Below are 24,975 nucleotides of genomic sequence, written 5' to 3' on the forward strand. Positions count from 1 at the left end.
CCGTCTCGGGCGCGCGGACGGAAGCGGGTGGCGCTATTCCATGTGGAGCGTAGAGTTTCATGGAATGCACCCGATATGGCGGAAAAATTGTGTATGCCGGGCGAATAGGATAAGAGTGGGAGTCGCTGGCCGCCGCACGCGCGGCCCGGAAAGGAGAAACGGCCCATGACCGAGCCGTCGCCCCCGACCCGGCGCCGGCTGGGCGAACCCGTCCCCGGTCCGCAAGCGACCCGGCGGCGCGGCGGCGCGGCGGCGCCGGGCCAGCCGGAGACGGTCCCGCCCGCGCTGCTGAACCGGTTCCGTGAGGTCTCGCCGCTCTCCATGGCCGGCGGCGAGGCCGACGTCTTCCGCGCCGTCGCGGACGACGGCGAATACGTGCTGAAGCTCTACCGCGGCGAGATCAGGCCCGAGCCTAAGGTGTGGGAGGCGCTGCAGGCCGGCGAATCCCCTCGGCTGCCGCGGCTGCTCGACTGCGGCGTCGAAGGCGGCCGCGCATACGAGATCCACGACTACGTGCCCGGCGGCACCCTCCACGACCTGCTCCGGCGCACCCCCGGCGGGCTCCCCCTGGAGACCGTCGAGGAGGTGGTGCGCCAGCTCGCCGGCGCGCTCCGCGAGCTGCACGGGCTCGGTATCCCGCACCGCGACCTCAAACCGCGCAACGTCCTGGTCCGCGGCGAGGACGCCCTCGACCTTGTGCTCGCCGACTTCGGGATGTCGGTCCACCTCGGCGGCCGGTCCCAGGCGCGCACCAGGTCCGGGTCGCGGACGACCCTGTACGCCGCGCCCGAGCTGTTCAACGGGCTGGTCTCCGCGGCCGGCGACTGGTGGTCGCTTGGGATGCTCGTCCTGGAGGCCGCGGCGGGCGAGCACCCCTTCGCGGGCATGGACGAGGACAACGCCGGCGACCAGATCATCGCCGGCAACATCCCCCTGCCCGACGACCTCGACCCGCGCGTCCGGTGGCTGTGCGAGGGGCTGATCGTGCACAGCAGGGACGACCGCTGGGGCGCCGAGGAGGTTGCCGCCTGGCTCGCCGGCGACCCGCCGCGGCCTCCCCGCGACCGCGGCCCCGCCCCGTCGCCGCAGCGCCGGCAGCTGCGCTTCAACGGCACGCCCTACACCGAGCGGTCCACGCTCGCGCTCGACCTGACCCGCAACTGGGGGCTGGCCGTCCAGCGGTTCTTCGAGCCGATGGCCGAACCGTGGGCCGAACTGCGCCGCTGGCTCGCCCAGTTCGACGACCCGGACGGCGAGGACTCCAGCGAGCGGCTCGCCGTCCGGCTGGAGCGGTCGGGCCTTCCCGGGAACGTGAACCTGCTGCTCCTGCTGCGCTGGCTCGACCACGGCCGGCCCGTCGTCTACCTGGGCGAGTCCCTCTCCATGACCGACCTGCCCGGCCTCGCCAGGAAGGCGATGGACGGCGACGGGACGGCGGCACAGCTCCGCGAGATCGTCGATGACCTGTGGGACCACGGCCTGCTCCGCGAGCTGGACGCCGAACCGGGCTGCGCCGGCTTCGCCCAAGTCGACCGGCGCTGGCGGTACGACGTCGAACGCTGGGCCGTCGTGGCCGCCCGGCTCGCTGGCGACCATCCCGAAGTGCGGGACGTCCTGGCCAGGTGGAGCGGGCCGCGGCAGCGGGCGTACCTGCTGTGGCTGGCCGGCGATCCCGGCGCGGTCGGCGAGCTGCGCGCGCATCTGGACCGGGAGCGGCCGCGTGTCCACAAGGTGCTGAGGCGCGCCAACGCCCGGCTCGACTGGTTCGACGAGATCCTCGCCAAGGCGCACGAGCCCGCCGGGGTGCTCACCGCGTACGCGGTGAGCTGGCAGGCGCGCGCGGAGGTGGAGCGGCTGCGCCGCCAGGCCGACCGCCGCGACCAGCGCGTGCGCGAGTGGAACCGGGTGGAGCGCTGGCGCCGCCTGGACCGCCCGGTCGCGCTGGGCTGGGCGGGCGCGGCGATGGCGGTGGTGCTCATCGCCTGGACGCTGCTGCTGTTGCTCAGCACGGCCTTTAACGCGCGGGTGGAGATCGCGTCGCCGGTGGCGCTGCTGCAGGCCTGGATCTTCATGGTGGTCACGCTGGCGCTGCAGGCCGGCGCCGAACTGTGGCTGGCCGCGGTGATCGGCGCCCCCTACCATCCGCGCTTCTCGCTGATGCTGGGCGTCGGGAGGGTCTTCCGCGACGTCGGCGGCCGGTTCGCGACCCGGGGAACGCTCGGGTTCGTGGTCGTGGCCGGGACAACCCTGGCGCTGATCGGCGTGACCGTTACGGCGCCGTTCCTGCTCCCGCTGATCGTGCTCCCGGCGCATGTCGCGTGGGTGCACGTCCGCTACCGGCGCTGGCAGGAGGAGTACCTGCGGCGCCGCTCCACGGCCGTCGGCCCGGACGGGGCCACCGCGCAGAGGACAGCCGCCCGGCGGGACGGCCCGCGCGCGCCGTCCGGCCGTCCGGCCCGGGCGAGGGGGACCCGATGAGCAACGGGAAGATCGTCGCGCCGATGCTCGCGCAGCAGGCGGTGCCGTCGGCGGTGTCGCAGGCCGGCCTGACCCACGCGGCCGGCAGCGCCGCGACGCACTCCGCCGCGCATTCGGCGGGCGTCGCCGCCGCGCACACCGGGCACGCGGCCGCGACCGCTGGGATGCACGGGCTGGCCACCGCCGCGACCGTCGCGGGCACCGCGGTGCTCGCGGTCGGGCTCGCCGCGACCGCGGTCGTGATGACGCGGGCCGCCATGGGCGGCCTGCGGGACTTCGGGGAGAGCATCCTCGCGGACGCGGCGCAGTGGGAGCAGCAGTGCGCGGCCGCGCAGGAATGGCAGCAGGCGGTACTGGCCGTCGTGGACGTCAACGCCCGGCTCGCCGCGGTGCTCGCCGCCGGGAGCCGGCTCGACGGCGGCCCCGGCCCGGACCTGCCCGGCCCGCTCGATCCGGCGGGCCGCGCGGTCGCCGAGCTGCGCCGCTGGTGCGCGGAGACCGAGCGGCGGCTCGACGAGGCCGAGCGGCGGCAGGCCGGACGGGTCATCGACGCCGGGATGGGCGAGCTGGCCAGGCGCGGGACGTGGCGCGCGGACGCCGCGGCGGACGGGCTGGTCCGCTGGGCGGAGCAGGCGCGGCGGTGGGAGGCGGAGTCCGCGCGGGTCGAGGCGCTGGCGGCGGCGTCCGGGCGCGGCGGCGAGCGCGGCGACCGCGAGAAGACCGCGACGGTCGACCGGATCCTCGGCCGCATCCTGCCGAAGGCGTCGCCGGAGGAGGCGGCGACCCTGCTGGAGGCCGCCGGGAAGGCGCTGTCCACGCGCAACGCGGCGGCAGCGTCCTCGTGGCTCGGCGAGCTGCGGGCGCGCGAGCGGCAGGTGGACGCCGCCGTCCGCCGACGGCGCGCGGCCATCGAGGACGCCACCCGCTTCCTGGCGGGGCTGCGCCTCGACCGGATCTCGCCCGAGCTGTACCCGGCCGGGCTTACCGCACCGTTCGCGGACGTGGTGGAGCGGCTCGAAGCCGTCGCGGCGGGCCGCGAACCGCTCACGTCCGAGCTGCGCATGCGGGCCGAGGACGCCCTCCTGCACATGCGGGACATCGCCGACCAGAGCCTGGTCACCGAGACCCTCGCGGCGGCCTGCGTGCGGCTCGGCTACACCGTCCGCCGCGGCGACGGGGCCGCCCTGATGAACCTCACCCGCCCGGAGTGGGACGGCGACGAGGTGCGGTTCGAGCTGGCGGAGGGGCAGGTCGTCGCGACGTTCGGCGACGGCCCGGCGGGCGACCCGGCGACCGTCGTGAACGCGGAGCGGCTGCGGCGGTGGCGCGACGACTTCGACTGCGTGCGCGGCGACGTCGAGGCGCTCGGGCTGGAGATGACCCTGCTCGGCGTCGTGGAACCGCACGGCACGGCGACCGAAACCGCCGCACCCGCCGGGAGCAACCGGCGCGGCGACGAGGAGGGCCGCGGCAGGAAGCGGCCGCAGGCCAGGGAGAGGAAGCGGCCACGATGACCACGACGACACCGGACACGCCCCCGATCTCCGGGCCGGGGGTGCGCATCGACAAGCCGGAGGGAGGACGTCCCGCGCCCTTCGACGGCTGGCCCGCCTTCATCCGCGAGTTCGAGAGCACCCTCGCGGTCCACTCGCAGTTCGTGTTCCACGGCAACCTGCGCGACTGGTTCCTTGTCCCCGGCCGCGACGGCGGTTCCACCGTGGTCCCGCTGGCCTCGCTAGTCTGGCGGGTCCTGGAGCGGTACGGCTACAGCTGCCTCGTCGTCTACGACCAGGTGGACGGCTTCACGCTGTTCCCGAGGACGGACGGCGACCCGCGGCGCGCGCAGGAGCGGCAGGCCGTCGAGCGGCTCCTCGACGGATCCGGTGCGAAGGAGGCGGGAGACGACAAGGACGACCCGCTCGCCCAGCTGTACGAGCGGATCAAGGCCGTCACCCAGCACCCGGAGCTGCGGATCGGGCTCGTCGTGGACTACGCGTCCCGGCTTGTCCGCGACTCCACCGAGCTGTCCCCGGCCGAGCAGGACTTCTTCGTCGGCTGCCTGAAGCTGTCGGAGACCGCGCCCCGCAAGGGCGGCTTCGAGAACCGGCCGAGCCCGCTGTACAACCCAGTGGTCTGGCTGGTGCAGAGCGACCGCGACCTGCCGGCGTGGCTGGGCGACGGGAACGTCCGGGTCCGGAACATCGCGGTGCCGTCCCCCGACCTGGGGGAGCGGGAGAAGACGGCGCGGCTACTGGTCGGGGGGGCACCGAGCGCCCGCGAACTGGACGAGCAGGGCCGGCCGGGCGAGCTGACCGGGCGGGCGGACTCTGCCGCGAAGGAGTTCGCCGCAGCCTCCGAAGGGCTGACCCTGGCGGCGATGAACGAGGTCATGAAGCTGGTCGCCGACCGAGGGACGGGGCTGTCCAGCCTGCCCGAGGCCGTCCGCACCTACAAGCTGGGCGTGCTGGACAACCCGTGGCGGCGCGGCTACCTGCTGGACCGCATCCGGCAGGCCGAGACGGAGCTGCCCGCGCGGGTGATCGGCCAGGAGCGCGCGGTGGCGGGGACACTGGACGTGCTGAAGCGCGCGGTGCTCGGGCTGACCGGCGCGCAGGCCCGGCGGTCGGTGGACCGCCCGCGCGGGACGCTGTTCTTCGCGGGGCCGACCGGGGTGGGCAAGACGGAGCTGGCCAAGGCGATCGCCGCGCTGCTGTTCGGCGACGAGTCGGCGTACCTGCGCTTCGACATGAGCGAGTTCTCTGCCGAGCACGCCGCGGACCGGCTGGTCGGCGCGCCGCCCGGTTATGTCGGGTACGAGGCGGGCGGGGAGCTGACCAACGCGGTCCGGCAGGACCCGTTCCGGGTGGTGCTGTTCGACGAGATCGAGAAGGCCCATCCGCGGCTGCTGGACAAGTTCCTGCAGATCCTGGAGGACGGCCGGCTCACCGACGCGCGGGGGAACACCACCTACTTCTCCGAGACGATCCTCATCTTCACCTCCAACCTCGGCATCCAGGAGTGGGATCCGCAGCGCGAGATCCGCATCGTCAAGGTCACCCCCGACCAGCCGTACGAAGAGGTCATCGAGCGGGTGACGGAGGGCGTGCAGCGGCACTTCAACCTGGTCCTCGGCCGTCCCGAACTGCTCAACCGGCTGGGCGGCAACATCCTGGTGTTCGACTTCATCCGCCCCGAGCCCGCGCGGCGGATCTGCGACAACGCGCTCGGCAACGTGCTGGGGCTGGTGGGCAAGGAGCTCGGGCTGACCCTGGCGCTCAGCGAGCGGGCACGCGACGACCTGCTCGCCTGGTGCACCGAGGATCTCGCGAACGGGGGCCGCGGGATCCTCAACGCGGTGGAGACGGGGTTCGTCAACCCGCTGGCGCGGGCGCTGTTCGAGCGGCGCCGCCTGGAGCCGGGCGGGCGGCTGACGGTGACGGCCGTCCACCGCGAGCCGCCGTCGGTGGAGCTGCGGTGAACGAGCTGGTCTGCGCCGGCTGCGGTGCCGCCGCGACGGGCGATGTCATCTGTCCGGCGTGCGGGCGCTTCGACGACTACCGGGTGGCGGACACACCCGCCGCGACGGCCCCGCATGACGTCACGGCCGCGCAGGCAGGCACCAAGGCACCGGGCGGCGGAGATCCGGCGGGACGGCCCGCGCCGCAGGCACCCGGTCCCGAGCCCGCACCGCGAGCGGGGAACGCGGCAGCGGCGACCCTTTCGGTACTCAACCTCGCCTACGTGTTCACCACGGGGGAGAAGGTCTCCGTCCCGCCCTGCGGCTCCTCGCTGCTGGGCCGCGACCCGGAGTTCTCGGAGGCGGCGCGGCTCCTGGAGAAGGACGACCTGGTGTCGCGGCGGCACGCCACGATCGGCCTGGACGAGGACGGCACCCCGTGGATCCGCGACGAGTACTCCCTCAACGGCACGTTCGTGAACGGCGAGCTGATGCCCGCCGGCGACCGCAGGACCCTCCGACACAAGGACAAGGTCCGGATCGGCGACGTGCTCATGACGATCGTGCGTGAGGCCCCGCCCGGAGGAGGACGGCGATGACAGGCTCCCGGAACACCGGCGACTTTTCGGACGCCGCGATCGCCGCGCTCCGCGCGCGGCTCGCGTCGGCGGCCCCCGGCGACCGGCCGGACGCGCTGGCCGCGCTCGGCCGGGCGCTGTCGAAGAGCGCGTCGTTCGGCGCCGGCGACGCCCCGGACGGGGCGGACCGCGCGGGGGAGGCGATCGCCCTCTACCGCGAGGCCGTCGCCTGCGTGCCGCCGGACGACGCGCGCCTGCCGGCGCTGCGGTTCGAGCTGGGGAACCTGCTCGCGATCCGCTACCTGCGGGTGGCGGGCGCCGAGGCGGACCGCGACGAGGCGATCGACCTGTTCGAGCAGTGCCTCGCCGACGATCCGGACGCCGTGCGGCCCAAGCCCGACACGGAGCCGGAGAGGGGAGCGTGGTCGGCGGGTTGGCGAGTGCAGACCGCGGGGGTGTGGCTCGGCGTCCTGCTGATGTTCCGCGTGCTGCGGCTGCCCGTCCCGCTCGGTGAGCGCCCGCCCGACCTGTACGACCTCGCGCCGCTGATGACGGGCCTGTCGGCCATCGACTCCCCGGACGTGCAGCGGGCCGTGGCCGTCCTCACCAGGTTCGCCAACGCGGACGACATCGACCCGGAGCTGGGCCGGGTCGCGGTGGTGCTGCGGGCCGTCGCGGTGCTGTTCCAGGCGTACAACACCGCCGAGGAGGACGACGTCGACCTGTCGCGGGCGATGGCGCTGCTAGACCAGGCGGGCGAACGCCTCGACGAGGGCGACCCGGGCCACCGCGAGGTCGTCGGGCTGTCGGTGTTCCTGGAGGCCGACGCGCGCCGGGAGCGCGGCGAGCAGGGGCCGCCCGACCCGCGGATGGTGGCCGACCTCGAACGCGCCATCGAGCTGGAGCCGGGCGACATGCTGAAGGCGGCGCTGGAGATGCAGCTCGGCGCGGCGCGGATGCAGTCGTGGCTGCGCACCGGCGACCCGGCCGACCTGGCGGAAGGCCCCGAGCTGGTCGAACGGGCGCACGAGCACATGCGGGCGCGCGGCGGCGACCACCCCCTGTACGAGGACGGCCTGCGCTGGCTCGCCGGGCTGACGATGGGGGTGACCGCGTTCCAGCCGACCCCCGGCGGCGTGGAGAAGGTGATCTCGCTCGCGGAGCAGGTGCGCGCCCGCCGGGACCCCGGCGACCGCGACGGGCGGGCCAAGGACACCTACCTGCTCGGCATGGCGACAATGCTGAAGGCCGCGCTGACGGGCGGGCAGGACGACTGGACGCGCGCGTCGCGGCTGCTGGAGGCGGCCCTGCGCGACATCCGCGACGAAGATCCGCTCGCCGTGACGATGCTGACGACGTACGGGTCGGTGCTGCTGGACCGGCACACGCGGCGCGGCGGGATCGAGGAGGCCGAGGCCGCTCGGCGCTACCTGGAGCGGGCCGAGGCGATCTGCCGGACGCGGCGTCCGCCGGACGGCGACGAGTTCGAGTGGCGGACCGTCCAGGGCCTGCTGGGCGCGGCGGCCGCGACCTGCGCGTGGCGCGACGGCGACGAGGACGGGCTGCGGCGGGCGGTCGGAAACCTGCGGGAGGCGCGGTGGGCGCTGCCTGGGACCTACCCGTGGCGGTCGCGGCTCGACATGGAGCTGGGCCGGGCGCTGCTGCGGCAGGCCGACGTGCTCCTAGTGGCGGGCGCCGGGGAGGCACTGGACGCGGCGCGCGAGGGCGCGGCGCTGCTGGCGGCCGCGCTGGACGCCGACGCGATCGACGCCGGCAACCGGCTGGCGCTGAGGACCGTCGGCGGGCTCGCCCGCGTGCTGGACGGGGTGCTGGAGCGCGACCTGGCCGCGATGGACGAGGGGATCGCGCGGCTCGGCGAGGCGGCGGCGGTCCCGGAGGTCCTGCACGGCCAGCGGGCGGGCGCGCTGTGGTCGCTCGGGGCCGCGCATCTCGTCCGGTCCCGGATGGAGGCGGAGGGCCTGCACCAGGGGGCGGACGGCCCGGGGGACGCGGCGAGCGCGGCCGACCACCGCGAGCTGGGCGTGGCGCGGCTGGAGCAGGCGGCGGGGCTGCTGGCCACCGAGCCGGCGAGCCCGATGACGGGTCGTGTCCTGTGGGAGCTGGCGGGCGCCTACCGCGGCCGGAGGGAGGACGGGGACGCGGCGCTGGCGATCTCGGCGGGGTTCGGGGCGCTGCGGGCGCGGATCGGGGACGTCCTGCTGCAGACGGGCGTGGAGTACGGGCTCGCCGCGGCGCGGGGCGTCGCGGAGATGGCGCAGCGGGTGGCGCGGTGGTGCGTCGCGGAGGGCCGGGCGGCAGACGCGGCGGCGGCCGTGGAGCTGGGCCGGGGACTGGTGCTGTACGCGGCGACGTCTGCGACGGCGGTGTCGGAGCTCCTGCGCGTCCGCGGGTTCGGCGAGCTCGCGGACGAGTGGGACGAGCAGGGGGCGGTGGACGCGGGGCCGCCGCCCCCGCGCGAACCGGTGGCGACGGGCGGCGCGGCGGACACGGCGGCGGCGCTGGCCGGTCCGCTGCTGGACCCGCAGGTGCCGGGGGACCTGCGGCAGCGGATGTTGGACGCGCTGCACCGCGCCGGGGACGCGGCCGCGCTGACGGCGGCGCCGGAGCTGGCGAGGGTGGCCGCCGCGCTCGCCGCCGTCGGCGCCGACCTGTTGGTGTACCTCGTGCCGGGGGAAGGCGGCGAGCCGGGGCTGCTGCTGGTCGCCGACCGGGCCGAGGTGGTGCGGGTGGTGGCCGCCCCGGCGCTGCGTCTCGACGACGAGCGGGCCGCCGCGTACGTGGGGTTGCCCGGCGTGGCGGGCGACGGCGCCGACTGGCGGGACGCGCTCGACGCGGTGGGCGCGTGGGCGTGGTCGGCGGCGTTCGAGCCGCTGCTCGCCGACGCCAGGGAGCGCGGCATCGCGGGGGCGCCGCGCGTCGTGCTCGTCCCGTGCGGTGCGCTGGGCGGCATCCCCTGGCAGGTCGCGTACCGGACGGGCGCGGACGGCGGGCGCGGCTACGCCTGCCGGGAGTTCGTGCTGTCGTACGCCGCGTCGGCGCGGCAGTTCGTGACCGCGGCCGGGCGGCGGCGCCGCGACCCGCTCGAGGATCCGGTGTTCGTCGCCGACCCGACCGGCGAGCTGAAGACCGCGGCGGAACTCACCCACGTCCTGCGCCACGTGTTCTACCCGGACGCGCGCGGGCTGGGCTACACCCGCCGTCCGGGCGAGCCGTCCGCGACCCCGGAGGAGGTCCGCACGCACGCGCCCGGACGGCGCGCGCCCGGCGCGTCGATGCTGCAGCTGACCTGCCACGGGGTGACGACCGCGTCGGCGGCCGGGTCGCATGTGAAGCTCGTGGACGCGGCTGGCGACCCCGCGCAGCTGCGCGCGGACGAGCTGCTGCGCCGCTCGCACCGGCGCGAGCCGGACGCGCCCGGCGGCCTGGTGGTGCTGTCGACCTGCGTCAGCGACGTGACCCCGGCTGACCACGACGAGGCGCTCACGCTCGCGACGGCGTTCCAGACGGCGGGGGCGGCCGCGGTAGTCGGGTCGCGGTGGCGGGTGGCCGGGAGCGTGACGCCGCTGCTGATGTTCATGTTCCACCGGGCGCTCGTCCTGGACGGCGCGGACCCGGTGGACGCGCTGCGCGCGGCGCAGCTGTGGATGCTGGACCCGGACCGGCCGATCCCCCCGGAGATGCCGGAGGACTACGCCTGGGACGCCAGGCGGCTGGATCTGGCCGATCCGGTGTCGTGGGGGGCGTTCACCCACCAGGGCAACTGATCCGCGGCAGCCCGGTGGGGCCGCCCGCCGGTGTGCGGGCGGCCCCACCGGGCCGCCGGGTTCACGGCCAGTCGTCGTCGCCACCGCCGAATGCGCGCCACGGGGTCATCGCGTCCTCCTTCACAAACTGCGCGAATTGATCGAACGGCGCTATCGTGGCGCGGTCCCGGCCGGCGGACCCCGGACCAGTACGGGATTCGGAAACCGAATCGGCGTCGGCGCCGATGCCGGTTTAGGGATGACCACATCGCGCGTTTGCGGACAGAAGTTCGCCGCCTCGCCCGTTTCCGCTCCGCAGAAACACGGCAAAGCTTCAAAATGTCGCTTGAAATGTGTCATGCGGGCAATACTGGTGCCCTGAGGAGCGATGAGGCTGGGGGACATGGCGACACCGCAGGATCTCGAGACGACCACCGCTGGCGCCTGGTTCGAGGGGTTCGCGCGCCGCTCCGGGGAGGCGAGGAACCACTGGGACACCAAGGTCGCGTACTACGAGGCCACCCGGCGCGCGCTGACAGATCATCCCGGGCGCCCGCTGAGCCACAACGAGATCTTCGAGGCACTCGCGTGCGCACCGGTGAAATCGACCTACTATCAGGTGGCGGGCAATAACGCGAAGAATCCTCTGATTGACTGGTACGCCAAAGCGGGAGAACGCGGCGCCGCCATCGCGCGCGCCTTCGCACCCTCGAAAGGGCCGTGGCCGGTGCCCGTCCACGGGCTGGTGAACGAGGCGAAGGCGTGGACGTACTGGCGCGGCCGCCCCGGCTGGCTGGAGAGCCTGCGCCGCCTCGGCCGGACCGGCGACGTCGGCGGCACCGTCATGACGCGGACGCTGCTCGGCGTCGTGGCCGAATGGGCCGTGTCCGAGCCCGCCCTCGCGTCCGCGCTGGACGACGGCCCGCCGGTGTGCGCCGTCGAGGACCTACTGGTCATCCGGAACTGGGAGCCGACCGTGGAACAGGCCCGCGGCGTCCTGCGCCAGGTCGTGCGGGATGCGGTGCGGCTCGGCGAGGTGAACGGCTACGTCATCGACGGCGCCGAGGCGCGGCTGGAGGGGCCGCGGATGCCCGACCACCGGGAACTGCAGGCCCGGCTGTCCAACGCGATCATGGAGATCCAGGACAGCGCGCCCGGCATGCCCCCGCGGATCCGGCTGCGGATCGTCGCCCTCATGCGCGACGCGGTCGACGAACTCGCCGCTTACGCGGCCGAGCACGACGGGGAGGGCGATGCCTGAGACCACCCGGGCGCGGCTGCGCGTCCGGCTGCGCTCGCTGATCGCCGCCGAGGCCCCCGGCGCCCTGTACGCCGACCTGCTGGCGGACGCGGCCAAGGCGCTCGGCCCCGGCGACCCGCTGCTGCTCGACATCCGCTGCCACCAGGAGATCGCCGCGAGCCGGGGCCGGACGCCGCGCGCGTCGCTGGAGGCGTGGACGGCGCTGCGCGAAGCCGCCGCGCGCGCCCTGCCGGAGACCGACCGCACGTTCGCCGAGATCGAGTCCCAGTACGTCCGGCTGCTGCGGATCTACGGCGAGTTCGGCGCGCTGGACGAGGTCGTCCGGCGGCGCACGCGCCGGCTGGAGCTGCTGGCCGCGGACGGCGCGAACGAGGACGGCGCTGACGAGGACATGGCCGGCCGCGCCAGCACCGATCTGAGCGTCGCGCTCGTCGACCGCGGCCGGTTCGGGCGCCTTGACCCGCTGGTGGCCGACCCCAGACCCGAGGAGGACCTGCGGAAGGCGTGGGACCTGGCCGCCGCGGAGACCGAGCGGCGCGCCGCCGCGTTCGCGCCCGACCATCCGTTCACCTGGCACGCACGGTCCGTCGCCTGCGCCGCGCAGGTGTCGCTCGCCCTGCACCACGGAAAGGAGGCGGAGCTGGACGCGGCGCTCGAGACGACCGACGCGCAGGTCGACCACCTCCGCCGAAGCCGGTACCGGCACGACGCGCTCATGCGGGCACGGCTGCGGCGCGCCGAGGTGCTCGACGCCCTGGGCAAGCACCAGGACGCCGAGCGGGAGGCGACGTTCGTCAGCGATCAGTGGCTGCACCGCGTCGAGGGGTTCGACCCCAGCCACGCCCTGCTCGTGCTGGCCCGGACGCAGGCCGCGCGCTTCCCGGCGGACGCGCTCGACAACGCCGAGCTTGCGCTGGAGTACCGGCGCAAGGAGTTCCCCGAGCGCGGGCACCGGGTCGCCGAGGCCCGCGAGCTGGTCGAGGCGCTGCGGGGCGCGTCAGCACGCTGACGCCGCGTGCCGCCGCAGCGCCTCGATGTCCAGGATCGTGATGCCCCGGTAGCGGGTGCGGACGGCCCCGGCGCGGCGCAGCAGCCGCAGCGCCTTGCCGACGGCGTCCTCGCGCGCCCCGATCAGCATGCCCAGCTCCGCCTGCGAGAGCCGGATGCCGACCTCCCAGACGCCGTCGCGCCACTGGCCGTGCCGCCGCACCAGCTCGTCCAGCACGCGCGCGAGCCGGGTCGGGACGTCCGCGGCGACGAAGTCGAGCCGCCGGTCGTTGGCCCAGTCGAGCCGGTCGGTGACCATCCTGGCCAGCGACGCCCAGGCGTCCGGGTACCGCAGCAGCAGCCGGTTGAACGTCGTCCACGGGAAGACCCTCACGGTCATCGCGGTGCAGGCGGTGACGGTGGCCGACCGGGTGCCCTGCCGCAGCCCGGCGCCCTCGCCCACCACGTCCCCGGCGAACCGGAAGCCGAGCAGGATCTCGGTGCCGTTCTCGGCGGCGCACACCACCTTGACGCACGCGGTCGTCCGGGGCGTGGCCGACTCCAGCAGGTACACCTCGGTGCGCGGTTCGGCCTGGCGGACGAGCACGGTGCCGGCCGCCACCGGGCGGGGCCGTCCCGCCGCCAGCATCTCCGCCCGGACGTCCGGGGGGAGCCGGTCCATGAGGGTGCCCGGCAGCCAGGTCGCGAGGTTCGGCGACATCGTGTTCTCCGGCGCTTGCGTGGCGGGCTTCCGAGTATCGCCCACCGGCCGCCGCGGGCCAACGCGCCGGGTGCGGGCTCGGTCAGTAATCGAGAAGTGAGGTTGACGGTCCGGGAACTAGCGTGACCTGTGTGGACGTCGAGAGAGACGAGGAGCGGTCATGAGCGATGGTTCGACGCAGGGGATCAAGACGGTGCTGCACCCGGTCTCCGATCTGGAGGCGGTGTACACGGCGCTGCTGGGCCTGCCGTCGCAGGCGGACTCGTCCTACTATGTCGGCTTCGATGTGGCGGGGCAGCACATCGGGCCGGTGCCGGACGGGGGACCACAGCGGATGGAGTCGCCGGTCGCGTACTGGCACGTGCCGGACATCGAGGCGAAGCTGGCCGAGGTGACGGCGGCGGCGGGGGCGACCGCGAAGGAGGCCGCGCAAGATGTCGGGGGCGGGGCCCTTGGTGGCGACCGTGACCGATCCCGACGGGAACATCTGCTCCAGGACAAGCGACGGGCGCTCCGCCGGGCGCCTGCGCTACAGGAGGGAACGGATGAGCAGGGGCACCGACGGCCGGCGCACGCCACCGACAGCCACGATCTGATCCGGGTGCACGGCGCGCGGGAGAACACCCCTCAAGGACGTCTGGAGCGGTGGGTGCAAACCTGCCGCCGCGAGCTCCTGGACCGCACGTTGATCTAGAACCAGCGGCATCTGCTCCACGCCCTCCGCGAGTTCGAGACCCTCGACAACCAGCATCGGAAACGAGTACGAACATGCCGCTTTACCTGCCCGGACGAGGCTTTCGGCAGGGACCGTGACCTATCGATCGGCCAATCAAGCGAATGGGGTTCGATCCACGATTGAGCAACTGGAGCTGTCGAACGGACCTCCACATCCAACTGGGCACACTTTTGAAGACTCCGCGTGACCCGCCGCACCGAACTGATAGTCGTGGCGGTGACGCCGAGCCCGACGCCCTCGGCCCTCCGAAACGCCAGGCGCACAAGTCCCCCAATCCGTCAGACAGAAGGAAGATCGTCGGTAACAGAGTGACTTCCCAGCGATATCAACTGGAATCGCGGAGCGTAACGATCGACTCGACGGGCTCCGTCCGGCCGTACGATGGCGAATCTTAGATGAGCGGGAAGTGATGGGTGTGGCCGAGGATGCGGTCCCTTTTCGGCAGTTCGTCCTAAAATTGCACAGTAGATGCAACCTTTCGTGCGAATATTGCTATATGTACGAATTGTCCGACCAGGGGTGGAGGGCGCAGCCCCGGCGGATGAGCGAGCGGACCGTCGACCGGGTCGCCGAGCGGATCGCCGAGCACGCCCGCCGGCACGCGCTGCGGGAACTCGAACTGGTCCTGCACGGCGGTGAGCCGCTGCTCGCCGGAGCCGGGCTCATCCGGCGGGCCGTCCTCGGGGTGCGCGGTGCCGTGGGCGACGGCGTCACGGTGACCGCGCGAGTGCAGACGAACGGGGTCCTGCTCGACGACGCCATGCTCTCCCTGCTCGGCGAGCTCGACGTGCGGATCGGCGTCAGCCTCGACGGAGGGCCGCAGGAGCACAATCGCCACCGGGTCCGCGCGAACGGCCGGGGAAGCCACGCCGAGGTGACGGCGGGGCTGTGGCGGCTCCGCGATCGCCGTTTCCGGCGCCTGTTCAGCGGTCTGCTCTGCACGATCGACCTGAGGAACGACCCGGTGGCGACCTATGAGGCGCTCATCGTCCACGCTCCACCCGTCGTCGACTTCCTCCTCCCGCACGGCAACTGGGACGATCGGCCGCCAGGGCGCGGGCGAGGGCCGGACACCCCGTACGCCGACTGGCTCATCGCCGTTTTCGAGCGCTGGTATTCCGCCCCGGCCGTCGAGACCCGGGTTCGGCTGTTCAGCGAGATCATCGGGCTCCTGCTCGGCGGCCGCTCGGGCACCGAGGCGGTGGGGCTGTCGCCCGTCGCGCTGGCGGTCGTGGAGACCGACGGGAGCGTCGAGCAGGTCGACAGCCTCAAATCGGCGTTCGCCGGTGCGGCGGGAACGGCATTGCACGTCGAGAAGGACAGTTTCGACGCGGCGCTCGAACATCCCGGAATCCGGGCGAGGCAGGCAGGAATCGCGTCGCTGTCCACTGAATGCCGCGCCTGCCCCATCGTGCGCATCTGCGGGGGCGGGCTTTACGCGCACCGCTTCGGCAAGGGGAACGGTTTCGCCAACCCGAGCGTCTACTGCCGGGACCTGGAACGCCTCATTCGCCACATCGACGGCGTTCTCCAGAAAGACCTGAGCCGCCTCCCCAAGGCCATCCGGTGATTTCGCGCAGGCATCGTATCCCGGAGAGCGCATTCCTCGAACTCGCCCGGGGCGGTGGCGGGAGAGAGGCGATCAAAGCACTCCTCGCCGGACAAAGAAGCAAGCGGATGCTGCTGCTCCACAGCCTGCGGCACCTCGACGAGGACTCCTACGCGCTGCTCACCCGGCTCCAGGCCTCGGCTCCGCGCGCGGTGGACACGGTGCTGACATATCCCTCGGTCGGAGTCCGCACTCAGGACGCGCTGCTCGGCAACCGAGAAGGCGAGCGCGGCGGCACCGCGATGCTCGGTGCCTTGACCGCCGCCGCGGCGATCCGCGCGGGCATCGCGTGCACGGTCAACGTGCCGGTGAGCAACGGAACCGCATTCCTCCCCTCTCTGGGGCTGCTGTACGCACCGGGCGCGGATTCGGTCCGCTTTGAGTGCGGAGCGAGGGAGCACGAGAAAGAACCGGGATGGCATCCCATCCGCACGCTGCAAGCCGAGCAGAAGAGGCTTCGACTGGAACTCGCTCTCGACGACATCGATCCTTACCGCTCCCCGGACGTCCCGTCACTGCGCGCCAGGATTCCCCTCGCCGAATTGGCCATCTGGGAGAAACTCCTGCGCGAGGCATGGATTCTGCTGGTCTCCGCACATCCGGCGGCGGCAGTGGAGAGCGCGGCGATGCTCCGGGTCCTTGTTCCGATGCGGCCCGCCTCCGGGGGCGAGCAAACGAGCGCGACTTTCTACGATTCGCTGGGCGCGGTCGGGACGTCCCTCCCACCGGACGCGCTTTCCTTCGCCGTGACGCTCGTCCACGAGATGCAGCACACGAAGTTGACCGCGCTTCTCGATCTCCTGCCGCTCACCATGCCGGACGGGGAGGAGCGCTACTACGCCCCCTGGCGCGAGGATCCGCGTCCCCTCAGCGGACTGCTCCAGGGCGCCTACGCCCACCTGGGCATCGCCGCCTTCTGGTCGCGGCAGCGCCTTGTCGAGCAGGGCGACTCGCGCGACCGTGCCCACCTCGAGTTCGCGCGATGGCGCGCCGGCGCGACGCGAGCCGCGCGGATAATCGCCGGAAGCGGACGGCTGACTCCGGCCGGAGTGCGGTTCGTCGACGAGATGCTGGACGCTCTGGACGGGCTCGATGCCCAGCCCGTCCCCGATGCCGCCGGAAGGGCCGCCGCGGCCGCCGGTGAGCGACACCTCCGCAGATGGAGGGAGCGGTTCGGGACGTCCCGCTAGATCGGCGGAGGATCGAAGTCGAAGTCGAGGTGTCGGCGCTTCTGCGCGACGACCGCGTCCGGATGGGCGGTTCCGAGGGTCTCCTCGTACTGCCGCATGGTCTGCTGGAAGAGCGCGGAACCCTCGTCCGGAGGGTCGCCGTGCTCCAGATCGACGGACAGGTTGGCGGCGCACGCAAGAGTCATCGGGTGCAGCGCGCCGAGGATCCGTTCGAGCCGGGCGAGCGCATCCCTTTCGAGCTCTATGGCGGACGCGAACCGGCCCAGCGCCGCATGGTCGCTTGCGAGGTTCAGCAGGACCGCGAGCGCGTAGAGATGATCCCGGCCCAGCCGCGCCTCCAGCCGCTCCAGTGCTGTGGCGTTCATCGCGCGGGCGCCCTCTGCATCGCCCATGACGCGGCGCAGCAGCGCGACGTTGGCGGCGGATCCCTGGATGAACGGATGATCTTCCACGTAGGTCTTCGCGTAGTGCTGGTAGGCGTCCGAGCAGAGTTCGTACGCTTGCTCGGCCCGGCCGAGCGTGCGCAGGATGTTGGCCAGCGCCATCCTGGCGCACAGCGTGTCCGGGTGGCCGGGGCCGAACAGCGCCAGGTACTGCGCGTTCACCCGCGCGGCGAGTTCGCGCGCCTCCTCGGTCTCCCCGACCTGCCGGAGCGCGATCGCGAGATCCTTGGCGTTCAGCAGGACGGCGGGATGATCCGGCCCCAACTCGTCCGTGCCCCAGGCGGCGGCGTCCCGGCCGAGGTCGACGGCCTCGACGTAGTGGCCGCACAGCCTGCTCGCCCGTGCCAGCCCGTTCCACGACATCAGCCGGCTCGCCGGCCACACCTCCGACTCCGCCGCCGTCTTCAGCCGGTACACCTCGATCAGCAGCTTCCGGGACGCCGAGAAGTCTCCGGTCAATCCGTAGTCGAGGGCCAGGTTGTTCATGACCCGCAGGGTGCGCTGGTCTCTTTCGCCGTAGCGATCCAGGTGCCGGCCCAGTAGGTCTTCATCCTGCTCCAAGGCCGCCTGGAAGTCGCCGTGGGCGCGCAGGTCCGCGCCGATGCTGTTGGTGAGCTGCAGAACCTCGTCCTGGTCCGGGTCCGGGAGCGCCGCCAGCATGTCCAGCGTCTCCCGGTTGTAGGCGCGTGCGAGTTCGTAGTCACCGAGGCCCCGCAGGATGATGCCCCGCAGCCGCCGGGCGACCGGCACCAGGGGGTCGTCCGGCGCCGCCGTGGTCCGCCACGCCTCGAGGAAGAGCTCGACGAACACCCGCGCCGACTTGGGATCGCCGGAGACGTAGAGATAGCGGACGATGTCCACCCCGAGACGACGCACCTCGGGATGCTCGCTCTCCGCCATCTGTGAGGGTTCGACATGGGGCACGAGCTCCGCGTAACGCTGCCAGGTGGACTTCAGGTCGGGTTTCTGCGATACGGAACTGGCCATTAGCAGGTGCACGGTGTGCCGCCCCCGCTCCCGTTCCGCCTCGGGCATCGCGTCGCGGATGAGTGCCTGGACCAGCCGGTGCATCTCGATCGTCCGCCGGGCGGGATCCAGCCTGGCCAGCGCGTACCGGGCGAGCTCGCCGATGGCGCGGCTCAGCTGGATGGGGTCGCCGAGGAGTCCGCCCACGGCCGATTCGAGGCCGGAATGAGTGCGGATGAACAGGTCCCGGGGGATCGGTTCGGCTCCCAGCAGCGCGCAGTGCCGGAGCAGTTCGACCGCCGCGGGTGATGCTTCACCAAGCCGCTGGACCGCGATCGACCACGTGGCCGTCAGCGACAGCGGGTACTCGGTCGGCTTGCCCTCGCTGAGCAGCTGCGCGGTGCGCTCCCTGAGCAGCCGGAGGAACTCCTCGACGGACAGCCCGTTCTCGGCCTGGGCCGCCGCCTGCTCCAAGGCCAGCGGCAGGTCTCCGACCGCTTCGGCGAGCCGGTCGGCATCGTGCTCGTCCAGGGCCCCGCAGAGCCGCCTCCTGAGGAACTGAACGCTCTCCTCGCGGCCGAACACGTCGATCGCGATCGTGTCGACCACGGTGTCCCACCGGTGGTTGCGCGAGGTGATCAGCACATGGCCCGGGCCGCGCGGGATCAGCTCGTTGAGCTCCTCAGGACGGTCGGCGTTGTCGAAGATGAGCAGCCAGCGCCGGTACGGCACGCCGCGGCACAGCGCATCGACGACCGAACCGGCCGCCTCCTCGATCCCGGTGACGGTGGCCTCCGGCAGCCCCAGCAGGGGCGCGAGACCGGCCAGCGCCGACGGGACGAGCAGATGCTGGTCGGCGGGGATCCACCAGACGAGCTCGTACTCCGACCGGTAGCGGTGGGCGAACTCCACCGCCACCTGGGTCTTGCCGACGCCGCCCCAGCCGTGCAGCGCGTGGGGCATGACCGCAGTGGCGCTCTGGTTGACCTTTTCCCTGATGTCGTTGAGGACCTCGTCCCGACCTGTGAAGTTCTTGTTGCGCGGAGGGACCCTTCCCCAGATCTGCGAAGTCTTGTCGACCGAGCCGGTCATATAAGGCCACCTCCATTGCCATTCGGCCTGCGTCCGTCGAAACGAACGGCACGCTCGCATGAAAGAATTCGGCGCCACAAAATTCTGAAATAGGGGTGTCCGAAATGCAAAATGTGGCTATGGGAACAATCGTATGATAAATCAGCAATCCAGCGAAGGCGCGCCGGACGGCGGCGACCCCGCGGATCCGGGACCGGCGGCCTGGTGAATAATGGGAGCAGACATGCACGTGGGAAGGGGACCTGGTGGAGGGACCGTCAGCCGATCTCGACGGCGATTTGATCGACATTTCCGAGCTGTCGCTGGCCGACCTGGAGCAAATGGACTCTCCCGTGCTAGCCGCGGAAGTGCGCCGGATCCTCGACGTCCTCGGCAGTGACCGATGCCCGTACGCGAGGTTCGACGCGGTGGTGTGACACCCGGGCCCTTCGTCGGGCCGCGGCCCTTCGAGGAGGGCGACCACGGAACGTTCTTCGGCAGGTGGCGGGAGGTCCACGACCTGGCCGACCTGTGGAAGACCTGCCGGGTCACGGTGCTGCACGGCGCCTCGGGCGTCGGCAAGACGTCCTTGCTCCACGCCGGCCTGTTCCCGCGCCTGGCCGCCGACCGGAACGGCATCGTCACGCTGCGCCAGGGCGAGACCCCGGAGCAGCTGGCGCTCCGGGCTCAGGAGGCCTCCTCCGCGCTCCCGCCCCGCGAACCGTCCAGAGCCGGCCCCGGCGTACTGCTCGCGCTCGACCGTCCGCCGCGCGTCTACCGGGAGGACGGGCTGCACGAGCGCGGATTCGCCGCCGGGCTCGCGACGGCCCTGGCCCCGCTCACGGACGTCCATCTCGTCGTCTCGGTGCGCACCGACCGGCTCGCCGAGGCGGTGGAACTCGGCCGGGCGCTGGGGGTCGAACCCGAACTGTTCTCACTGGGGCCGCTGTCCCGCGCCTCCGCGCTGGACGCTGTCACGAAGCCGCCGTCCCTGTTCGGCGTGGACTTCGAACCCGGCGTCGCGGGCCGGCTTGTCGACGATCTGGCGGCGGGCGAGCAGACGGTGGCCCCGCTGCTCCTCCAGGTCGTCTGCAAGCTGCTCTGGGACGCGCTGCCGAAGGGCGAGAGGACGATCAGAGCGGAACTGCTGCCGGACGTCGAACTGGCCCTCTCCGTCCACTGCGTCGAGGTCCTCGACGAGATCACCGCCGCGCACGGCCTGCCCACCTGCGAAATCGGCTCCTGGCTGCGCGACTCGTTCCTGGCCCCCGACGACCGCACCGTCGCGATCCCCTGCGCCTCGCCGTCCGTGCGGTTCGACGGCTCGGTCATGCGGACGATCGAGAACCGCCAGCTGCTCAAAGTCGTCCTCCACGAGGACGTGCCCCACTACGAACTCCAGCACCGCCGGCTCGCCGACGCGCTGCGGCGGCTGGGAGAGGGCGACCCCGGGGTCGACGACGGCGAACCCGCCGAGCGCCTGCGCGCCGCGAGAGCCGCCCTCGCCGACGGAGAACCGCGGGTGGCGCGCAGGAACGCCGAAGTGGCGGCGAAGCAGGCGAAAGGGCCGGACAAGACCCGTATTCGGGCCGAGGCCCAATTCCTGCTGGGCGACGTCTTCAGCGCCGAAGGCGACTGGCAGGAGGCCGTCCATCGCTACCAGGGGTCGCAGAACCTCTACGGTCTGGCGCGCGACTTCCGCGCGATCGGCCTCGGCCTAGCCGCGGAGGGACGGGCCAGGCTCGCGCAGGGCGACACCACCGGAGCGGTCGAGGTGTTCCGCGCGGCGCTGAACCGGCTGCCCGGCGAGTCGGAGGTCTTCATCGGCCTCGCCCGCGCCCTGCTGGGCAAGGGCCAGTGGCCGGTCGCCCTGACCGTCCTCGAGGCGGTGCCGCCGCAGCAGGTGGCTGTTCCCGAGGTGCACCGGATACGCGGGGAGATCCTCGCGGACGTCGGCGACGCGGAAGAGGCGCTCCGCACGCTGAACCGCCTGCCCGGGCGGGCGCTGCCGCCCGTGCGCGCGGCGCGGGCGCTGGCCCTGGCCCGGCTGGGCCGTTCCGCCGACGCTCGCGCGGAACTGGACGGGCTCGGCCCGCTGGTGAGCGGCGCCGACGGCCCGGCGCTGTTCCGCCTGGCCCGCGCCCACCGGATCCTGGGCGAGATCCAGGCGGCGGTGGGCTTCGCGGAACGGGCGCACGACGCGACCGGGCCGGCGATGCTGCCGCACCAGCGGGACATGGGCATGTTCGGACCGTCCCTCAGCGGAGGCGGAGGAGAGTGACCGTCGCGGCGTAGCAGCCGCTGAACGACGCGACCGCCTGGCCCAGCCTGGGGAAGAAGGCGAACAGTACGAGCGAGAGCCCCGCGAGCGCCATGAGAACGATGATGAAGGCGAGGCGTCCGCGGGGGGCGGAAAGATGTGGGCAGGACATGGCACGTGACTCCTTCTCGGGACGTCGAACTCTCTAGAGTCGTTATAGATTCGCGGCTTTTGTCCGAAAGAAGGCGATCGCCCGTCCCGAGGTCAGGACGGCCCTTCCCCGGACAAACGCCGGACAACTCGAAATGTCCGGGCGGGTGAGACGAGCGTGGCGAAGCGAGGACCGAGACGGAAAGCGCTCCGGGGCAACGACGTCCGCGTGCACGCACTGGTCCAGGATCTACGCGGACTCCTAGATCAGTACGGACTGTCCTACCGCGCCTTGGGGGAACTGACGCACCACTCCAAGAGCACCATTTCGGAAAAACTCAGTGGCGCGGAGCGGCCGGACTGGGAGTTCGTCGAGTCCTTCCTCGACGCCTGTATCGCCACCGACCACGAGGGGCGCGCCCGGTGGCACCGCATCCTCCTCGACCGTTGGAACGCCGCCGACCCGTCCCGGGCCCCCGAGCCGCCGGACCCACCGGAACCCTCAAACGAACCACCGGACCCACCGGAACCCTCGAACGAGCCGCCGGACCCGCCAGAACCCTCGAACGAAGCGCAGGTCCTCTCCGCCGGAGGCCAGGACGGCCTGCCCGAACGCAACGCCGCCTTCATCGGCCGGGAGCGGATCCTCGCGCATCTTCGGTCGGCCCTGTGCGACGGACCCCAGGTCCTCCTCGGCGCCATCGGTGCGGGCAAGACCCAACTCGCCATCGAATTCGCCCACCGCTATCGCGATGACTTCCCGCTGATCTGGTGGATCCAGGCCGATCGGCGGGACCTGGCCCGCGCGGGCCTGGCGAGCCTCGGGCGGCAGCACCTGCGCGTGGCCTCCGACGGCGTCGACGAGGCCGTCCGGGCGGTCGATGCGGAACTGCGCTCGGCCTGTCCCGCGCTCCGCGGGCTCCTCGTCTTCGACGACGCCGACCGGCCGGACGAGATCGCCGACATGATCCCCCGCACCGGGGTCAGCGTGCTCATCACCTCGCGCGACTCGCGCTGGCGCGATCACTTCGCCGACATCGAGATACCGGTGCTCGAACCCGAGGAGAGCATCGCCCTCCTCAGGGCGAGGCTCCCTTCCACGATCACGGCGCCCGACGTCGACCGGCTCTGCCGGGCGCTCGGCGATCTCCCCCTGGCCCTGGAGCAGGCGGTCCTGCGCCTGCGCGACGGCGTGGACGTGGACGAGTACCTCCAGGGGCTCGCCGAACACCCGCAACGCACCCTCGGAGGCAGCAGGCCGCCGGACTACCCGACCTCGATGAGCGCGGCGATCAACCTGGCAGCGGACCGGCTCGGCAACGACCGGCAGGAGGCGCTGGATCTGCTGCGCTGCCATGCGCTCCAGGACCTCGACGACTGTCCCGGCGATGGCCCGTCCGGCGCCCGGCTTCCGAGCCACGTGATGAGCGAGGCGGTGCCGTACGGCCTGGCCACGACGGACCCCTCCACCCGCGCGATCCGTCTCCATCCCTTGGTGGCGGCTCTCCTACGCGACAACCTCACAGCGGAAGACCACGCTCGTCTCGCCCTCTACCTCGCGCACTAGGTGTACTTGGCCATGATCTTGGTGACACCTGACCGGGGGGTGTTTGATCAGCAAGAAGACCTCCGGACGTAGCGGAGTTTGCACGCTTCACCAACACCCGGAGGTCTGTGTGAGCCACGCTAACGCCCGTCTGACGTTGCATGGCAGATGTCTGCTGGTTCGCCGTGTCGTGGTCGATGGCCGCCCGGTCGCGCATGTGGCGGCCGAGCTGGGCGTCTCGCGGCAGCGCGCGCACCGGTGGTGGAACGCTACCGCCGCCACGGCTGGGACGGGCTGGCCGAACGCCGCAGCGGTTCCCGCTCCAGCCCGTCACTCGCCCCGGCCCGCACCGAGCAGAAGGTGCTGGACGCCCGCCGCGAACTGCGCGCCGGGCCCGACCACATCGCCGCCGCGACCGGGGTGCCGGCCCGAACCGTCACCCGCATCCTGCGCCGCCACGGCGTCCCGGTCCTGGCCGCCTGCGACCCGGTCACCGGCACCCAGATCCGCGACCCGCACCAGCGACCGCCGCTACGAACACCCCGAGCCGGGCGCGATGATCCACTTGGACGTCAAGAAACTCGGCCGCATCCCCGACGGCGGCGGCTGGCGGATACACGGCCGCAGCGAAGCCGTCCGCGGCCGCTGCATCGGCTACGACTTCGTCCACACCGCCATCGACGACCACACCCGCCTGGCCTACGCCGAAGTCCTGCCCGACGAGAAGGGCACCACCTGCGCGGCGTTTCTGACCCGCGCGGCGGCGTTCTTCGCCGCCCACGGCATCACCCGCATCCAACGGGTGCTGACCGACAACGCCCGCAACTACCGGACCAGCCACGCCTTCCGACAGGCATGCACCGACCTGGACGCCCGCCAGAAATTCACCCGCCCACGCTGCCCATGGACCAACGGAAAGGCCGAACGCCTTCGGGTCCGATGAGCGGCACGTCGAGGTCGAAGCTGGCGGCGGTCAGGGCGTCGAGGTCGCAGTGGTCGTAGTGTTCGTGGCTGACCACGACGGCGTCGATGCGGCCCAGGGTCTGGACCGTTGCGGCGACCGGCTCGCCTTGGTGGTAGGTCGGGGTCTGGGTGAACCACGGGTCGGTGAGGCTTCAACTCGGCGGTGTTTCGTCCCCTGGGCGTAGGGGGCTCAGGTCACGGCGCATGCGGGCCTGGTCGGCGATGACCAGGGCGTCGCGCGCGTCGGTCTTGCCTTGCCCCCGATAGCCCGCCGATGCCCGGTTGACGGCGCTGCCGGTCAGGTAGACCACGTTCTGGTCATGGCTGAACAGCACAGCGATCAGCAACGCGGCGGTCGAGTCGGGAACATCGACGGCCCACGTGGGGTCATCGTTGAGGGCGAGCACGTCGGCGAGCAACTGGCGTAGCTCGGCCTCGTCGTTGGCCACCCGGCGCGACAGCAGCTTGCCACCGTCGGCGTCCAGGGCGACACAGTGGTGGTGGGTCTTGCCGATGTCGACTCCGGCCCAGATCCGGCTCATCGTGCTCCCGAACGTCGTCGTTGCATGGAGTCCCGCAGACGACCACGCCGACGTCGTCCTACACAGCGATCAGCGCACTTCCCAAATCAGCGGCCGGGTCGTCGTGAGGTGCCAGGCGGCCAAGTCAAGCCAGCCACCGCGGGCAACATAACGTCAGCCATACCTGGCGCCCCTCGGGCGGGGCCAACCCTACGAACGACTCGCCCCTGCCCACCGACGAACGTAGGACATAACGTCTTGACGCGACCGCCGC

The 24,975-nt window shown here is 72.5% G+C and carries 17 protein-coding genes and 2 pseudogenes; 14 read left to right on the forward strand and 5 right to left on the reverse strand.

All coding sequences use genetic code 11. The features are described from left to right. Positions 1–165 precede the first annotated feature (165 nt). From ABD296_RS09730 to ABD296_RS09760, 7 genes are all read left to right on the forward strand, one after another. Positions 166–2,478, forward strand: coding sequence for a serine/threonine-protein kinase (locus tag ABD296_RS09730; RefSeq protein ID WP_344263845.1), 2,313 nt, complete (start codon positions 166–168; stop codon positions 2,476–2,478). Beyond that, on the forward strand, positions 2,475–3,992 hold the full coding sequence (locus tag ABD296_RS09735; protein WP_344263847.1) for a hypothetical protein: 1,518 nt from the start codon (positions 2,475–2,477) through the stop codon (positions 3,990–3,992). Before ABD296_RS09730 ends, ABD296_RS09735 begins: the two co-directional genes overlap by 4 nt. Beyond that, positions 3,989–5,956: an AAA family ATPase gene (locus ABD296_RS09740; RefSeq protein WP_344263849.1), complete on the forward strand. Its 1,968-nt coding sequence runs from the start codon at positions 3,989–3,991 to the stop codon at positions 5,954–5,956. Before ABD296_RS09735 ends, ABD296_RS09740 begins: the two co-directional genes overlap by 4 nt. Beyond that, on the forward strand, positions 5,953–6,534 hold the full coding sequence (locus tag ABD296_RS09745) for an FHA domain-containing protein (RefSeq protein ID WP_344263851.1): 582 nt from the start codon (positions 5,953–5,955) through the stop codon (positions 6,532–6,534). The genes ABD296_RS09740 and ABD296_RS09745 overlap by 4 nt, the downstream gene beginning before the upstream one ends. Then, positions 6,531–10,298, forward strand: coding sequence for a CHAT domain-containing protein (locus ABD296_RS09750; RefSeq protein WP_344263853.1), 3,768 nt, complete (start codon positions 6,531–6,533; stop codon positions 10,296–10,298). The genes ABD296_RS09745 and ABD296_RS09750 overlap by 4 nt, the downstream gene beginning before the upstream one ends. Positions 10,299–10,680: 382 nt before the next feature. After that, complete coding sequence (locus tag ABD296_RS09755; protein WP_344263855.1) at positions 10,681–11,538, forward strand: hypothetical protein; 858 nt, start codon at positions 10,681–10,683, stop codon at positions 11,536–11,538. Beyond that, entirely contained in the window at positions 11,531–12,547 is a 1,017-nt protein-coding gene (locus tag ABD296_RS09760; RefSeq protein WP_344263857.1) for a hypothetical protein, read from the forward strand. The genes ABD296_RS09755 and ABD296_RS09760 overlap by 8 nt, the downstream gene beginning before the upstream one ends. Here the strand turns inward: ABD296_RS09760 and ABD296_RS09765 are convergent. Then, positions 12,536–13,246, reverse strand: a complete 711-nt coding sequence (locus tag ABD296_RS09765) for a Crp/Fnr family transcriptional regulator (protein WP_344263859.1) — start codon at positions 13,244–13,246, stop codon at positions 12,536–12,538. The two genes, ABD296_RS09760 and ABD296_RS09765, sit on opposite strands and share 12 nt — an antisense overlap. A gap of 160 nt (positions 13,247–13,406) precedes the next feature. On the opposite strand from ABD296_RS09765, the gene ABD296_RS09770 reads away from it, so the two are divergent. The 3 genes from ABD296_RS09770 to ABD296_RS09780 all read left to right on the forward strand — a co-directional run bounded on the left by ABD296_RS09770 (position 13,407) and on the right by ABD296_RS09780 (position 16,781). Further along, positions 13,407–13,940, forward strand: coding sequence for a VOC family protein (locus tag ABD296_RS09770; protein WP_344263861.1), 534 nt, complete (start codon positions 13,407–13,409; stop codon positions 13,938–13,940). A 451-nt stretch (positions 13,941–14,391) separates the two neighbouring features. Further along, positions 14,392–15,552 (forward strand): FxsB family cyclophane-forming radical SAM/SPASM peptide maturase, encoded by a 1,161-nt coding sequence (locus ABD296_RS09775; RefSeq protein WP_344263863.1) that lies wholly within the window; start codon positions 14,392–14,394, stop codon positions 15,550–15,552. A gap of 107 nt (positions 15,553–15,659) precedes the next feature. Next, on the forward strand, positions 15,660–16,781 hold the full coding sequence (locus ABD296_RS09780; RefSeq protein WP_344263865.1) for an HEXXH motif domain-containing protein: 1,122 nt from the start codon (positions 15,660–15,662) through the stop codon (positions 16,779–16,781). On the opposite strand, the gene fxsT is transcribed toward ABD296_RS09780, so the two are convergent. Beyond that, positions 16,778–19,282 carry an FxSxx-COOH system tetratricopeptide repeat protein gene (gene fxsT, locus ABD296_RS09785; protein ID WP_344263867.1) on the reverse strand — a complete coding sequence of 835 codons (2,505 nt, stop codon included), beginning with the start codon at positions 19,280–19,282 and terminating at the stop codon, positions 16,778–16,780. The two genes, ABD296_RS09780 and fxsT, sit on opposite strands and share 4 nt — an antisense overlap. Before the next feature lie 245 nt (positions 19,283–19,527). Between fxsT and fxsA the strand changes: the two genes are divergently transcribed. Together fxsA and ABD296_RS09795 are read left to right on the forward strand one after the other, a co-directional pair. Continuing rightward, entirely contained in the window at positions 19,528–19,698 is a 171-nt protein-coding gene (gene fxsA, locus ABD296_RS09790; RefSeq protein WP_344263869.1) for an FxSxx-COOH cyclophane-containing RiPP peptide, read from the forward strand. Beyond that, positions 19,695–21,542, forward strand: a complete 1,848-nt coding sequence (locus ABD296_RS09795; protein WP_344263871.1) for an nSTAND1 domain-containing NTPase — start codon at positions 19,695–19,697, stop codon at positions 21,540–21,542. The genes fxsA and ABD296_RS09795 overlap by 4 nt, the downstream gene beginning before the upstream one ends. Here the strand turns inward: ABD296_RS09795 and ABD296_RS09800 are convergent. Next, positions 21,520–21,693: a hypothetical protein gene (locus tag ABD296_RS09800; protein ID WP_344263873.1), complete on the reverse strand. Its 174-nt coding sequence runs from the start codon at positions 21,691–21,693 to the stop codon at positions 21,520–21,522. The two genes, ABD296_RS09795 and ABD296_RS09800, sit on opposite strands and share 23 nt — an antisense overlap. A gap of 207 nt (positions 21,694–21,900) precedes the next feature. On the opposite strand from ABD296_RS09800, the gene ABD296_RS09805 reads away from it, so the two are divergent. Both ABD296_RS09805 and ABD296_RS09810 read left to right on the forward strand, forming a co-directional pair. Beyond that, the gene (locus tag ABD296_RS09805) at positions 21,901–23,238 is read left to right on the forward strand and encodes a helix-turn-helix domain-containing protein (RefSeq protein ID WP_344263875.1); all 1,338 of its coding nucleotides are present in this window, start codon (positions 21,901–21,903) and stop codon (positions 23,236–23,238) included. Between the two features lie 109 nt (positions 23,239–23,347). Next, positions 23,348–24,145 (forward strand): annotated as a pseudogene (locus tag ABD296_RS09810) (IS481 family transposase); the annotation flags it as partial. On the opposite strand, the pseudogene ABD296_RS50560 reads toward ABD296_RS09810, so the two are convergent. Further along, positions 24,102–24,269: pseudogene (locus ABD296_RS50560) on the reverse strand (MBL fold metallo-hydrolase); the annotation flags it as partial. The pseudogenes ABD296_RS09810 and ABD296_RS50560 sit on opposite strands and share 44 nt — an antisense overlap. Positions 24,270–24,332: 63 nt before the next feature. Next, complete coding sequence (locus ABD296_RS09815) at positions 24,333–24,722, reverse strand: IS110 family transposase (protein WP_344263877.1); 390 nt, start codon at positions 24,720–24,722, stop codon at positions 24,333–24,335. Between the last annotated feature and the right edge of the window lie 253 nt (positions 24,723–24,975).

This window comes from Actinomadura napierensis (assembly GCF_039529375.1).
GTDB classification, from domain to species: Bacteria; Actinomycetota; Actinomycetes; order Streptosporangiales; family Streptosporangiaceae; genus Spirillospora; species Spirillospora napierensis.